General features: G+C 34.0%; 13 protein-coding genes. 7 read left to right on the top strand and 6 right to left on the bottom strand.

From position 1 onward, the window contains the following. Window positions 1-10 precede the first annotated feature (10 nt). Complete coding sequence (locus QM017_RS04840; RefSeq protein WP_282709020.1) at window positions 11-1,435, bottom strand: C69 family dipeptidase; 1,425 nt, start codon at window positions 1,433-1,435, stop codon at window positions 11-13. Window positions 1,436-1,573: 138 nt separating this feature from the next. On the opposite strand from QM017_RS04840, the gene QM017_RS04835 reads away from it, so the two are divergent. After that, window positions 1,574-1,798, top strand: a complete 225-nt coding sequence (locus tag QM017_RS04835) for a 2-hydroxymuconate tautomerase (protein ID WP_282709019.1) — start codon at window positions 1,574-1,576, stop codon at window positions 1,796-1,798. 58 nt (window positions 1,799-1,856) lie between these two features. Further along, window positions 1,857-3,155, top strand: coding sequence for a diaminopimelate decarboxylase (gene lysA, locus QM017_RS04830; RefSeq protein WP_282709018.1), 1,299 nt, complete (start codon window positions 1,857-1,859; stop codon window positions 3,153-3,155). Window positions 3,156-3,342: 187 nt separating this feature from the next. Here lysA and QM017_RS04825 read toward each other — a convergent pair whose 3' ends face one another. Continuing rightward, window positions 3,343-4,155 (bottom strand): Cof-type HAD-IIB family hydrolase, encoded by an 813-nt coding sequence (locus tag QM017_RS04825; protein ID WP_282709017.1) that lies wholly within the window; start codon window positions 4,153-4,155, stop codon window positions 3,343-3,345. Window positions 4,156-4,276: 121 nt separating this feature from the next. Here QM017_RS04825 and QM017_RS04820 point away from each other — a divergent pair, with 121 nt between their 5' ends. Genes QM017_RS04820 through QM017_RS04805 form a run of 4 tightly spaced genes read left to right on the top strand, consistent with a single transcriptional unit; the run spans window position 4,277 to window position 7,751 of the window. After that, window positions 4,277-5,032, top strand: coding sequence for an alpha/beta fold hydrolase (locus QM017_RS04820; protein ID WP_282709016.1), 756 nt, complete (start codon window positions 4,277-4,279; stop codon window positions 5,030-5,032). A gap of 11 nt (window positions 5,033-5,043) precedes the next feature. Beyond that, complete coding sequence (locus QM017_RS04815; RefSeq protein WP_282709015.1) at window positions 5,044-5,364, top strand: metal-sulfur cluster assembly factor; 321 nt, start codon at window positions 5,044-5,046, stop codon at window positions 5,362-5,364. Window positions 5,365-5,385: 21 nt separating this feature from the next. Then, complete coding sequence (locus QM017_RS04810; protein WP_282709014.1) at window positions 5,386-6,357, top strand: ABC transporter permease; 972 nt, start codon at window positions 5,386-5,388, stop codon at window positions 6,355-6,357. Window positions 6,358-6,371: 14 nt separating this feature from the next. Beyond that, window positions 6,372-7,751: an RsmB/NOP family class I SAM-dependent RNA methyltransferase gene (locus tag QM017_RS04805; RefSeq protein WP_282709013.1), complete on the top strand. Its 1,380-nt coding sequence runs from the start codon at window positions 6,372-6,374 to the stop codon at window positions 7,749-7,751. Window positions 7,752-7,780: 29 nt separating this feature from the next. Here the strand turns inward: QM017_RS04805 and fni are convergent, their stop codons facing one another. Genes fni through mvk form a run of 4 tightly spaced genes read right to left on the bottom strand, consistent with a single transcriptional unit; the run spans window position 7,781 to window position 11,879 of the window. Further along, window positions 7,781-8,830: a type 2 isopentenyl-diphosphate Delta-isomerase gene (gene fni, locus QM017_RS04800; protein ID WP_282709012.1), complete on the bottom strand. Its 1,050-nt coding sequence runs from the start codon at window positions 8,828-8,830 to the stop codon at window positions 7,781-7,783. Between the two features lie 14 nt (window positions 8,831-8,844). Further along, window positions 8,845-9,918 (bottom strand): phosphomevalonate kinase, encoded by a 1,074-nt coding sequence (locus QM017_RS04795; protein ID WP_282709011.1) that lies wholly within the window; start codon window positions 9,916-9,918, stop codon window positions 8,845-8,847. Window positions 9,919-9,941: 23 nt separating this feature from the next. Continuing rightward, complete coding sequence (gene mvaD, locus QM017_RS04790; protein WP_282709010.1) at window positions 9,942-10,916, bottom strand: diphosphomevalonate decarboxylase; 975 nt, start codon at window positions 10,914-10,916, stop codon at window positions 9,942-9,944. 6 nt (window positions 10,917-10,922) lie between these two features. Further along, window positions 10,923-11,879: a mevalonate kinase gene (gene mvk, locus QM017_RS04785; RefSeq protein ID WP_282709009.1), complete on the bottom strand. Its 957-nt coding sequence runs from the start codon at window positions 11,877-11,879 to the stop codon at window positions 10,923-10,925. Window positions 11,880-12,085: 206 nt separating this feature from the next. On the opposite strand from mvk, the gene QM017_RS04780 reads away from it, so the two are divergent. Next, window positions 12,086-14,890, top strand: a complete 2,805-nt coding sequence (locus tag QM017_RS04780) for a helicase C-terminal domain-containing protein (RefSeq protein WP_282709008.1) — start codon at window positions 12,086-12,088, stop codon at window positions 14,888-14,890.

Here is a 14,890-nt window from a genome sequence, read left to right as displayed (position 1 = left end):
CTCCTCATGTTTAAAGATTTGCATCTGTTTGATAGTTTAAAGGTGAAAGCTCGGTTGCTTGTGTGATTAAAGAACTAGCTAACTGACGATACTTTTGTAAACCTAGTTCTTGTAGTTCAATGGATTTTTGGGTTAAATAACTAGCCTGCTTAGCACCGCTTAACGTATTAGCGTATTGATCGATTTCTTTAATTTTTTGACCAAATAAAATATCTAATTGTTTTTGCGTATCTTTTAACTGGCGTCCAAAGGCTAAATAATGTGGATCAACAAGGACACCAACTAGTTTATAGACCCAGTAAGCCGAGTCAAAGTCGTGTGTTTGTTGACCACTTTTATATGCTGGATGCACATCAGTTGCACCAAAATAAAAAGGAACATATACACTTTGAGCAGTTACACCTAAAGCTAGCCACTGAATACAAGCTAGGTTAACTGGCAAATTAGGGCGAATCTGTAAGATGTGTGATTCTTGTGTTTTTGCTAAACTAATAGGACGAAATTTATTTTTTAATTCCTTTGGCCCATTTCCAAGCGGATCATACGGTGTATTTTGGAAATGTGAGCTTAAAATATAGGCAATGTCATCTTTAGAAATTAAACGTTCAGCTTTGCGAATGAAAGGCAGTTCTTCGCTCATTGGATCTTGTTGGATGCTAGGATTTAAGTATTTTTGTCCATACCAAACACGTGGAGTACTATATATTTCATCTGAAAGTTCGTGTGTTCCAAAAATATTGCGGAAATTAAAACCTTCATATGCTGGATTAAGATGATTTTGATTTACAAATTCTTGAATACCACTAGACCATAAAAAATTGTTAGAATCTGTAAAATCAATTTCTTGAATTGCTAATTGATTGGCAACAACCGCATAACAATCATCTGGAATACGTTGTGCCACCCAATGATGCCCGGAACCAGTTTCCATGTACCACACTTCGTCTTTATCGGCAAATAAAATTCCGTTTGATTCACTGGTGCCATATTCTTCAACAATTTGCCCTAAGCGTAAAACACCGGCTCTAGCTGACTTAACATAAGGTAAAACAACAGTAATCATGGCTTCTTCACTGATACCATTTTCTACATAGGGATCACAACTTAAAACACGGCTGTTGGCATAGGCGCTTTCAGTTGCACTCATTGCTACACCATATTCATTAAATCCATCTTCTTCAAATAAGCCAAATTCATCGGTCCATTCAGGAGTTGCAGTATATTTAGCTTTTGTAGCTGGTAATTCAATTTTAAAACCATTGGCATTAGAAACAAATGTTGATGCAATAGCAGTTTGCGCTTCATGGACTTTCATGTGCTTAGGCCAAGCACTTTTGGCATCCTCATTTCGAGCAATAAAAGTCGAACCATCAAGAGTTGCTTTTTTACCAACTAAAATACTCGTACACGCTGAAAAATCAAAACCTTTATTCATCTAATCATTCCTTTTTAATTTTAAACTTTCTAACTTCAATTATAACAACCCTTATACTTGAAAAACAATCAAATCTCATTGAGAGATTTAGCTATAATCAAAAAATCTAATTGCATTCTAATATCTTTTTAGTTAAGATTGAAATATACTGAAAGCAAAAGGGGAATTATTATGCCACTTATTCATATTGAATTAATTGAAGGTCGTTCACAAGAACAATTAAAACAACTCGTGGAAGATGTAACAACAGCAGTTACTAAAAATACTGGTGCACCAGCTGAACATGTCCACGTCATCTTAAATGAAATGAAAAAAGATCGCTACGCTGTTGGTGGCGTGCTGAAAAGTGACGAAGACAAGTAATTAAAAGCTGGGAAAATCTCCTAGCTTTTTTTATTGAATAATAGAAAGGGTGAAAAATATGACACAAACTATTTCAACGAATAGTCAAGGTCATTTAACCATTGGTGGAGTAGATACGTTAGAATTGGTTAAAGAATTTGGCACACCGTTGATTGCATATGATGTTAAGCAAATTAAACAGCAGATTGCCGCATTTAAAGAAGTTTTCATTAAAGAAAATGTTTCTTATCGAGTTACTTATGCTAGCAAAGCTTTTTCAGCTTTAGCAATGTATCAATTAATTGCAGCTAATGGAGTTGGATGCGATGTTGTTTCTGGTGGTGAATTGTATGCTGCTTTGCAAGGATCAATGGCACCAGAAATGATTGAATTTCATGGCAATAACAAATTACCTGCAGAATTAGAAATGGCTGTAGATGCTCAAATTGGCTGTATTGTTATTGATAATTTCCAGGAAATTGAATTTTTAGATGAAATTTTAACAAGAAAACAGCAAACAATTAAGGTCGCTTTAAGAATTACTCCTGGTGTAGAAGCTGAAACACATGAGTACATCACAACTGGTCAATCCGATTCAAAATTTGGCTTTGATGTTCTATCTGGTCAAGCAAAAAAAGCACTAGAACAATTATTAGCTAATCCGCGTATGCAAGTTTGTGGCATTCATTGTCACATTGGGTCACAAATCTTTGCTGTTGATGGTTTCATCATGGCCGCCAAAGAAATGGTTAGGATTTTAAAGCAATGGCATGATGAATTGGGCTTTGAAGCACAAATTTTAAATCTCGGCGGAGGCTTTGGTATTCGTTATACTAAAGAAGATCAACCTTTACCCGCACAAGATTTTGTTAAAGAAATTATTCGCGTGGTTAAACAAGAGATTACCCAAGCGAACTTAAATCTTCCAGAAATTTGGATCGAACCTGGACGTGCTTTAGTTGGTCAGGCAGCTACAACGTTGTATACAATTGGTTCAAGCAAAGAAGTAGCCGATGTGTGCCATTTTATTGCAGTTGATGGTGGGATGGGAGATAACATTCGTCCAGCCTTGTATCAAGCCAAATACGATGCTTTCTTAGCTAAAGATCCACTAGCAAAACCAACTCAAGTGGCAACTATTGTTGGTAAATATTGCGAATCAGGGGATGTCTTAGTTAAAAATTGTGAATTACCAGATACTAAACCCGGTGATATTTTGGCAATTCCATCAACTGGTGCATATGGTTATACAATGGCTTCAAATTATAATCGCAATCCGCGTCCTGCTGTGGTCTTTTGTGAAGATGGTCAAGCTAAGTTAGTTATTCGACGCGAAACTTATCAAGATATGTTAGCCTATGAATTAAGTTTGCGATAAATCTTAGCATAAATGTATAAATCTTTATCGCACGAAGCAAACCTAAAGATCGGATATTCAACCTTTGTGGTTTGCTTTTTTATTTCCAAATTAAAAGGATTAATTTCTGTAAAATACAAAAATTAATCCTCATAGAAAAGTCTTATCAAATTTTAGTAATAAGAGATGCATGCAAAATTTATTTTTATTATTCAGCTAATTTTAAATAATCTTCAAGATAATGTGCCAAGCCATCATGATCATTATCCAAAGGTGTTATATCATTAGCAATGGCTTTAAGTTGTTTGGTCCCGTTTTGCATCACAACACCCCAACCGGCATAATCAATCATTGCAACATCATTATGTTCGTCACCAAAAGCAATGATATTTTTGCGATCAATATTAAAGGCGTTGGCTAAATATTTAACTCCGTGAGCTTTATTAACATTTTTAGGCGAAAGCTCTAAAATTGGATTAGGTCCACCCCAAACACCAATATTGATTTGTTGGCCATAGCCTTTATTTAAAGCAGTTACAATATTAGGTAATTCTGTTTTTTCAACTAACATCGTGATTGCTGCAGGGTCTTGTTTAAGGTTTAACTTGTTTAAAACTTCATTAGTTTTTGAAGCTACTGGGAAAAAGTCATCAATTTTTTGATTAAATACATCGGTTAGAGACATATTTTTTCCTTCAGCCGCAATGATTTTGATACCTAATTCTTTTTTATTATTCAATAAATCTAGTGCAATCTTTTTATCAAATGTCAATTCGTATTCCTTATCCCATTTTTGGTGAGGGATATGGCCTAAAGCACCATTAAAGTTAATCATTGGCGAATTAATTCCTAATTGATCATAAATGTTTTTTGAGATACGATAAGGTCTTCCAGTTACAATTGATACGATATGACCTTGTTGACTAGCTTTTTGTAAAACATATTTTGTTTTAGGACTAATTACACCTTGTTTATTTAAGGTTGTCCCATCTAAATCGATTGTAATCAGTTTTCTTTCCATATTGATATCCTCCTTAAAATAAGGGATGCAAATTAAAAATACCATAAAGAAATTGAAATTACTAGAGCAAAATCCTATTTGCGTTGTATAATTAGTGGAATAAATGATTGGAGGTAATGAGATGATCTCTGTATTATCCAAAGAAATAAATGGTTTGCCAGTTCTTGAATTAGTTAGTGAAAATAAACAAAATGAAGCTTTGCCACTAGTTATTTTTTATCATGGCTGGACAGGCTGTAAAGAACAGGTGTTGACTCAAGGATATGAGTTAGCTAAACAAAACTTGCGTGTTATTTTACCAGATGCTTTGTATCATGGGCAACGTCAAGTTGGCAATGTTTTAGCACATCAATTTGAATTTTGGCAAATAGTAGTTAATTCAGTTAAAGAGTTCCCACAAATTGTTGAATACTATCGCAAACTAAATCTCATCAAAAATCAACAAATTGGTGTCAGTGGTCTTTCAATGGGAGGAATTACGACTTGTGCGTTGTTTAGCGTTTATGATTGGATTAGTGCGGCAGTATGTTTAGAAGGGTCACCATGTCCAATTCAATTTGCTAAACTATTAATTGAAACAATGCCAGGGATTGAAAACATTGCGCCTGAATATATTAACAAGCAATTAGAACAATTAGCAAGTATTGACTTATCGCATAATCCACAAAAAATTGCAAAACGACCATTGCATTTTTGGCATGGTACAGCAGATGAAATGGTACCTTATCAACCAACAAAAGATTTCTATGATTGTATCAAAGATCATTCTTATGCACAAAATGTGACCTTTACCACAACACCTGGGGCTAAGCATAAGGTATCGTATGAAACAACACTTGAAATGGCTGAAAAATTTGCCAAATACTTTAAAGAATAGGTGAGAAAATATTGGAAAGAAGAAGTAATGAAGAAATAAAAGAAGAAGTTTTAAATCAATTAGGAACCGTAATGGATCCGGAATTAGGAATCGATATAGTTAATCTAGGACTTATTTATGGTGTCGTAATTGGAGATGATGGTCAATGTGAAGTTCAAATGACGTTAACAACAATGGGATGTCCTTTGACAGATTTACTTGCAGATATGGTTACGCGCGCCTTAACACAGATTCCTGAAATTAAAGAAGTTGAAGTCAAGTTTATTTGGGAACCTGCTTGGAGTGTCGATCGCATGACGCGTTATGCTCGTATGGCATTAGGCATCCATTAAAGAAAGGATTGACAAAAGACGTTGTTTAGAAAAAATATCATCGTTGTCTTTTTTGCAGGACTGTTGGCATTCTTGAGTGTTTTTTGTTTTTATCGTATTCAAGAACGTGATTTTATGATTAAGTTAAATAATCATAACTTATCTGCAGATGCGTTTAAATTTACGCTAAAAGATAATGTGTCTCTAGCGCAACTCAATCAAAAAATTCAAAATAATCCTAAAATAGATGATATTCAACTGCATTATCAAGATAAACAAAATAAGAATATAACGTATTTTTTTGGCAAGGGAGATTTTGAAACTCCTCCAATGATTTCAGGAAATTTCTTTTCAAAAAACGATTTTTCAACTCAAGTAACGGTTGCAGTAGTTGGCAAAAATCTGGCTAAAAAACTTTATCGTCCTAAAGATCAAGAATATCTGTTACTTAACGGTCAATATATTCCAGTCTTAGGTATAATGGGGGATAAAGAAAAATCTCAGTTAGATAATCAAATTTTTATTTCTTGTTCCCAAAATCAATTAGCTCAGATGAATACCGCTAACTATAATCTTGTTTTAGATGGTTATCAACCACTTGCTAAAAAAACAGTGCAGCAAGTTTTTGATACTGCAAGTTTAAAGAAACTTGTTTCGCAAAAATTAATCTTATCAAACGATGCATGGTTCAACTTACATCGATATCAAATAATTGGTTTGATGCTTATTTTGCTAGTATTTATTGGCTGTTCATATCTTTGGATTTTATCATTGCACAAGAGCTATCAAGCAGCTAAATTCATTCATAAAAAACGTAAACAGTTTGTTTTTGAAGCTTGGGAAGCATATTGTTTGTTTAACGGAATCGGAATTATATTAGGTGTGTTAGTAGGAATCTTTATTTATTCCTTAAACTCGTATTTAGGAATTTTCCTTTATAACATTGTAATATTCTTGATATGTAGCTGTTTATTTTATATTATTTTAAATATTCGTACGAAAAAAGAAGAGTAGGAGTGCTATAAAAAATGCAACTACCATCAGAATTTATCAACAAATATCAAAATCTTTTAGGAACCGCTGAAGCTGAGGAATTTTTAGCAAGCTTTACGGGAAAAGTTCAAAAAGGTTTTCGCTTAAATCCATTAAAAGAAGATTTTACTAATGTTCGTTATTCTTTAAAAGAGCCTGTTGAATATGTCAAAACTGGTTATTACGGTGAAGTTAGCGGTCGTTCATTAGAACATCAAGCAGGGTATGTTTATAGTCAAGATTTAAGTGCTATGTATGTTGCTGAAATAACTGATGCCTTGCCAGGACAAACAGTACTTGATTTGTGTGCTGCTCCTGGAGGAAAATCAACTCATTTAGCTGGAATGATGGCTAATCAAGGTTTGTTAGTGAGTAATGAGATTAATCGCAAGCGTGCGGCTATTTTGGCTGAAAATATTGAACGAACAGGCGCTTGGAATACTATTGTTTTAAACGAAGATCCAGCTTCTTTAGCTAAACAATTTATAGAATTTTTTGATAAAATTGTTGTTGATGCTCCTTGTTCAGGAGAAGGGATGTTTCGCAAAGATCCTGATGCCATAGGATATTGGACCCCCGATTATCCAGCTAAATGCGCAAAACGCCAACGTGAAATTTTAAGCGAAGCAATGAAAATGTTAAAACCAGGGGGACAATTAGTTTATTCGACTTGTACATTTGCGCCAGAAGAAGATGAACAAATTGTATCGTGGTTAATCGCTACGTATCCATATTTAAAAATTGTTGAACTTCCGCGTTATCAAGGAATGGATGCTGGTCGTCCTGAGTTTAGTGATGGAAATCCAAATCTTGCTGGAACAATACGTTTGATGCCACATCATTTTCGTGGAGAAGGACATTTCATTGCTAAACTACAAGATACGCGTGTACTAGACTTAGCACCTGTTAAAAAGAAAAAACGTAATAAAAAAGGCACAAATAACAATCAATTGAATGCAGAACAGTTTAAATTATGGCAAGATTTTGCACAAGCAAATTTACTTAATTGTAATTTTGTCAAAAAAGATCTTAAATGTTACGGTGATTATTTATATCTTTATCCTGATAATTTACCCGATCTCTCAAGCCTTAAGTTCATGCGTCCGGGATTGCTATTAGGGGTCTTTAAAAAGAAACGTTTTGAACCAAGTTATACATTTGCTTTGGCATTATCTACTAAGCATGCTAAAAATGTTTTAGAAGTCTCCTTAGAACAATGGCAAAGCTACGTTGAAGGAAATCCACTTATTTTAAATGAATCTTTGAAAAATGGTTGGTACTTGCTAATCTGCGAACATAAACCATTTAGTTTTGGCAAAGTTGTTGGCAATAACGTTAAAAATTTCTTTCCTAAAGCTTTAAGATTTAAACAATAAATAAAAAGACAGTAAGCTCAATATATAAGCTACTGTCTTTTTTGCTTTAATAATGTTTGACATTGTTTTTGATATGCTAGCAAATCCGCCGTTAAAATATATGGCGCTTGCTGTAATTCGACGATATTTTTACAACCCACTAAAAGCATGATTTTTCTTAGGTGTTCTTTTAATTGTTCAATTAAAGAAATTAATGCCTCGTCACCAAATCTGACGAGCGTGTGTAAGAAAAGATTAGAAATACCAACATTATCAGCACCCAAAGCTATACATTTGGCAATATCTAGTGCGGTTTTAATACCACCAGAAGCAGTTAATGAAAAATCGTTTTTAAAAGCTTGTGCGCCAATTAAAACTTCAGCAGTTGTGAGCCCGAAATCTTCTAAATAAGCAAAATCTTTTAGCGTTCGTCTTTGATTTTCAATGGCAATAAAATTAGTACCACCTTTACCCGATAAATCTACATACTTTACACCTAGAGATTTCAATTCTTGTAAAATCAAGGGAGAAATACCCATTCCGACTTCTTTAACAAGCACAGGGACAGATAAATTTGCGACAATTTGTTTGATATTATCTTTCCAAAAGAACTCTAAATCACCTTCAGGCATCACTAATTCTTGTCCTACATTAAGATGAAGTTCTAACGCATCTGCATCAAGCATCCTTATTGCTTTTTTAGCATTTTTTAATGAATGACTTGCACCAAGATTACCAATAATTAAGTTTTGCTTAGCATTTTGGCGAACTACTGAAAAACCATCAGCGACTGCCGGATTCTTTAGTGCTACACTTTGTGAACCAACAGCCATAGCTAAATTGGTTTTTTGCGCTATTTTTGCTAGGCGTTCATTAATTTTTTTGGTTTGCGGACTGCCACCTGTCATCGCATTAATAAAAAAGGGGACGGCGATATCTTTGCCCACTAAGTGTGAACTTAGATCAATTTGAGTCAAGCTTAATTCTGGTAAATTATTTGGAATTAAGCGCACATTTTGGAGCCCATTAGAGGATTCTTTTTGGTATAACTTTTGAGCAATAAATAGGTGTTCGTCTTTTCTGTGCGAATGAATATCCATATAGTCTCCTTATCTTAGTCTTTGATGTGGTACACATTAAATGCAAGTGGACGAATTTGATGCTCAGACCATTGCGTAAATAAATCTTGGTAAGAGATGTTTTTATCAATTATCACTATACCACAATCACCACCACCAGCGCCGGAAGTTTTAGCAGCGCCACCGATATTTTCAGCACTTTCAATTAAAAACTTAAGTAGGGGAGTTTCAATATCTACACCACTCAAACTAGCTAATTCTTTCAATAGTTGCCGATTTATCCGAAGTTGCTTTTGAATTGTTGTTAAATCATGCTGTTTAAATCCATCAATCATTTTTTCAAGACATTGTTGACTGGAATTTAAAAAATCATGATAATCTTTAGCATGTCCGGCAGTCTTAAGAGTTACAGCATCAACTAAATGAGAGGTTGATGCTGGAGAACCTGTCCACCCAATCAATAACTGTAAGTTATCTAAAACTGGTAAAGATTCAATTTTTAACTTAGGCCATGGCATTACTAATAGTTCTGCTAAAGAATAGGTATTACGTGCCGCTACTAGCCAGTTACGATCAACAGAATGGTAGGCAATCCATCCACCATATACACTAGCTGCAATATCACCTAATGATCCATTTCCTTGAACTTCAAAGTGAATGATTGCTGCTAATTTGAAAAGTTCATTTTTAGTTACAGGTAAATCATAGTAGCGACATAAGGCTTTAACAGTTGCAACCGTAACAGCAGCTGACGATCCTAAGCCATATTTTTTGCCTTCGGGACTATCTAATTGACTATCAATTTTTAGATGATAGCAATCGAGTTTTTTACCTAAACTTTGTGCGTATTTTTCAGTAAAATCAATCGCCGTTAAAATATAGTGGAAGGGGTTATCACGATGGTCAAAAATAATTTGATCACCTTGACGGCGCCAATACAATGAGTCTTCTTGGTATTGTTTTGAAATAATAGAACCATAATCTGAACTTTTTTCCACTGAAACGTAAACAAATTGATCAAGAGCTACCAAAATTGCCGGATAGCCGTTTTCAACTACAGCATATTCACCAGCAATATATAGCTTTCCTGGTGCTTTGACTTTTATCAAGAAATCATGCCCTTTCGCAAATATTAACAATCTAAGAGCTGTACTCCAGGTCCAGGAGAAGCAACTAATAATTGTTCTTTATTAAACATTGTACCCAATGCGGCTAAAATAGCCGGTGTATCTTTTTTCAAGCAAATTATTTTAACGTTTGGACCAGCATCCATAGTGTAATAACAAGAAATGCCTTGCGAACGTAATTCAGCTACTTTTTGCATCACTTCAAGACTAGCTGGCTCAAAGTAACTAAAATGTGGTGAAGCACTTAAATTCAACGCATGCATCTTCATTGCATTTTCTTCGGCTATTTGTCCAAATTTGTCGATATCTTGTGCTAGCAGTGCTTCTTTTATAGCAACGATATCTTTTGCAGTCTGTTGAATCCAAGCATCATAGTAAGGGGAAGTTTCAACTACTGTTTGCATTCCAGCACGTGAACCAATCTTTTTTTCTTGAGCGTTAACAACGACTGCAATCATTTGGATAGGCCAATCGACTTTATCCATGAATGGAACAGCATAAGAAGATTTATCATCAAAACCTTTAAGCCATTCGACAAAGCCTCCATATATAGAACGACACGCTGAACCAGATCCGCGTCTTGCTAAACGTGATAATTTAATGTCAGAAAGATTTAAACCAGCAGCTACACTGGCAGCTTTAGCTAAAGCTGCGTAAGCAGACGCAGAAGAAGCCAAACCAGCAGCAGTTGGAACGTGATTTGTCGATTCTATTTTAGCAAAACAATTTTTATTTGCCATTTGACGAACAAGATTCATAAACGGCGTTATCTTAGTGGTTTCTTGTTGTTTATCATTTAAGATAAATTCATCTGCTTGTAAGTCGTTGCTAAAAGTTACTTTTGTATCTGTATAAAAATGATCAAGTGTCAACGAAAATGAATTATTCATGGGAATAATCAAATCAGTATCTGCTTTTCCCCAATATTTTACTAATGCAATATTAGTGTGAGCTCGAGCCATAGCAGTCGCTTTACCCATTTGCAATTAATCCTCCCGTTGAGATAACGATTCTATCCAGGTTTTTGTTATCCCATGTTTTTGTAAGGTAGTAGCTAATTTTTGAGCAGCTTGCTGATCTTTGACTAAACAAATAAAACAGCCGCCACGACCACCACCCGTTAATTTTGCCCCAAGTGCACCATTTGCACGTGCAACTTGTAAATAATTTTCAATTTCAGGCAGACTAACACCTAAAGCCTTCAAACTATTCTGTGCTTCATCCATGATTTTTCCTAAATCACTAATACCACCAGTTTGTAAGACGGTTTTTGTTTTTCGAGTTAATTCACCTAATTTTTCAATATGTTTTTTACTTGTTTGTGGCTCAAGTAAAAGTCTTTGTTTAACAATTCCAATTGCTTCACTGGTTTGACCTTTAATTCCACTGTCGCAAATTACTAGATATGCATCTAAATTAATTGGAATCTCACAAAGTTCTTGTCCACGAATCATCCAAACCGGAGTCGAACTGGCACTTGTTGCAGCATCTAAACCACTAGGGTTTTTATGTGTGTCAATTTCAGAAATTTCAGCTAATTTCAATAATTTGTTCTTTGAAATACTTTGTTTAGCACAAGCATAAAAACTTCGAATAATTGCAACAGCAACTGCAGCAGAAGAGCCCATCCCGCGCTCGGCAGGTAGCTGACTTGTGATCGTCAACTCAAAACCAATGTTTTCTTTAAATAGTTCAATACACAAGTGTTTGATTAAATGTTTAATGCCTTGCATTGTTTTTGGCATATTTTCCATTAAACCGTCATAATAACTACTTTTGATAATTTGTTGCTTAGTTTTTAAAATTTTCACTTGAGCCTTAGCGGTAATTGCAAAGAGTGGTAATGCAATTGCCGGTTGCCCATAAACTACCGAGTGCTCACCGATAAGGATTATCTTAGCGTGACTCATCCCTTGCCCTAAACATGTTGTCATGTCTTTCATCAAAAGTCACCTTCCTTAATACTAAAGTGTCTGAATTATCTTTGATGAGCAATACAAACAACTTAATTATACAGTTTAATATTATTTCAAACAACAATTTATCTGGTTAAATTATCGTTTAGTTTAAAATAACTAAGATGATAATTAGAGTAATTTCAAATTCTATGCTAAAATAACACCAGAATATTTTAAAAGTTGGTGAAAAAATGCAGACTAATCAGATATATGCAGTTGTCGATTTAGAAACAACGGGTAGTAGTTTAACTAACGATAATCGCATCATTCAATTCAGCTGTGTTTTACTTGAAAAAGAAAAAATTATCGATAACTTTAATTTGTTTATTAATCCTGGTAAAAAATTAGAGGAGCGCATCAAAAAATTAACTAGGATTTCGGATGAAGATCTGCAGGATGCGCCTTATTTTGAAGATGTAGCAGGGACTATTTACTCAATTTTACAAGGGACAATTTTTGTAGCTCATAATGTTGAATTTGATTATCGTTTTTTAAATTACGAACTTGAAAGAGCGGGCTACCCAACTTTGGAAATCAAAGCCTTTGATACAGTTCAATTAGCTCAAATTTTGTTTCCAACGCTTGAATCTTATCGTTTAAGTGATTTAGCTAAAAAACTAGCAATCAAACATTTGCACCCTCATCAAGCTGATAGTGATACTTATGTGACAGCTAAGCTTTTTTTAAAATTAATAAGGCGTGCACAAAATTTACCGTATCATTTACAACAACAACTCAGTTTAATGAGTGATTGTTTACTCTATGATACAACTTTATTTTTCAAGCAAATTCTTGCACAAAGTTCACAAGAAAAGAAATTACCTGCTGATTTACTACAAGCTAATACATTGATTTTACAAAGGCCAAAGTATAAAACATATACCAATGAGCCTTTAGAATATCCTGTAAGTGCAAAAGAGAAAAAGCAAATCTTAGCTAACATCTTAGATGAGCGTATGGCTCAATTTGTTTTGATGAATGATGTTTATGACTTTTTGAATTCTTCATCGAAAAAACAATTAGTAATTGAAGCACCTACTGGTATTGGAAAAACATTAGGCTACTTGTTTGCGGCTGCTTATTTAACAACACAGGGCAAAAAAATTGTTATTAGTACAGCAACAACGGCACTACAAAAGCAATTATTGACAGGAGATTTAGCTAAATTACAAGAAATATTACCTTTTAAAATTACAGCTTTACAAGTCAAAGCCAGTCAAAATTACTTAGATTTAGCTGCTTTTGCCAAGAGTTTACAAGAACCTCAACCACACAACAGTAGACTTTTGCAGATGAAAATTTTGGTGTGGTTGACCCAAACACAAACAGGAGATTTAGCAGAACTAAATTTGACTAATCATCAGATACCATTATTTGCTGAAATAATCCATCGCGGCCTAGATAGTTTAGGAAAAGACAATCCATTTTATTCGTTAGATTTTGTTAATCGTCAAAACATTAAACAACAACAAGCGGACATTTTAATAACTAATCATGCTTACTTATTGCAACACACCAAACAACTGGCAAAACTAGCAGATATTTTAATTCTTGATGAAGCTCAAAGTTTTCAGACAATTGCTCTTAATACTAACAAAGAAACGCTTGATTTAGATGAGATTAAAATTTTAGCAGATACTTTATTAGTTAAGATGCAATCACACGTTTCATTATCCTTTGCTAAATTAATTGCGAATCGTTTTTTAGATCCAAATGATGCCAAAGAATTAATTTTTAATCTTCAAATAGTCGACCATAGTAGTTGGCAATTACGATCATTGATATTTGAAGCATTTTTAGTTCGCCAAGTTAGGACCAATGATCATTTAGAAATAGCATTAACTACCAATAAGTTCAAGGGATTTATTAAGGCGCATTTAGGCTTGATTAAAAAAGTAAAAAAAGCCTATCTAGTATTCGAACAACTTAATTGGCGTTTAAAGAAACAATTCTATAGACAAGCTAATGATCGGCTAAATAATGAAGAACGTCAATTTTTTTATGAATACTTTTCATTAAGCGAAAAGTTAGCCGAGCAAATGCAACAATTTTCAAATCTGGAATTGGATTGCTTTGAACAAAAAAGTCGCTTTCAAAGTGTGTGGCTAAGCTATGCTAGTATGAATCCTAATGCCCACTTACGGATAAATTTTGGTGTTTTAGAAAGTCAAAATTATTTAGACCCACAAATCTATTCTAAATTTGCTAAAACACTTTTGATCGGTGCAGGAATGATTCTACCTAAAGACTTAGCATATACACGTAAAAATTTTGATTTAGCATCAGATACCGATATTTTACAGTACCCAGAGATTTTTGATTATCAAAAACAAGCTTGCGCAATCTTAATAAAAGACGCACCTGATATAAGCAATTGTTCTACACAAGATTATATTGAGTATTTGAGTGAAGTATTGATACAGATTGCTTGTAATCTTAAACGACAAACATTGGTATTATTTAATTCGCTAGAAACTATTGCCGAAGTTTATACTAAACTTGAAGAAAATGGTGTGTTAGGACAAAGAATAATCTTGGCTCAAGGAATTACTGGAGGAGTAGAAAAGATTAAGAAACGTTTTATTTTAGATAAAGATAAACACTGTATTTTACTGGCAACAGGTTCTTTTTGGGAAGGAATCGATTTCCCAAAAGATCAATTAGAACTTTTGGTCATCACTCGTTTACCATTTCAATCTTTAGATCAATCTTTTAATAAGATACGTTATCAAAAAGCTAAATGGGCCAATCAAAATCCTTTTACAACAATTGCTTTACCTGAGGCACTTCTCAAATTTAAACAAGGATTTGGGCGGCTGATTAGAACGAATTCTGATTATGGAGCCTGTTTAATTTTAGATGCACGTATTTTCACTAAGAACTATGGATATCTATTTAGAAATGTTTTACCTGCTACTTTACCTCAAATAAAGTGTTCAACATCCGAAAGCCTACAAAAATTAAAGAGTTTTTATGAAAATGTTGAAAAACTATGA

This window comes from Ligilactobacillus sp. Marseille-Q7487 (genome assembly GCF_949152225.1).
Lineage (GTDB): Bacteria > Bacillota > Bacilli > Lactobacillales > Lactobacillaceae > Ligilactobacillus.
This window is presented reverse-complemented; position numbering and strand designations above follow the sequence as displayed.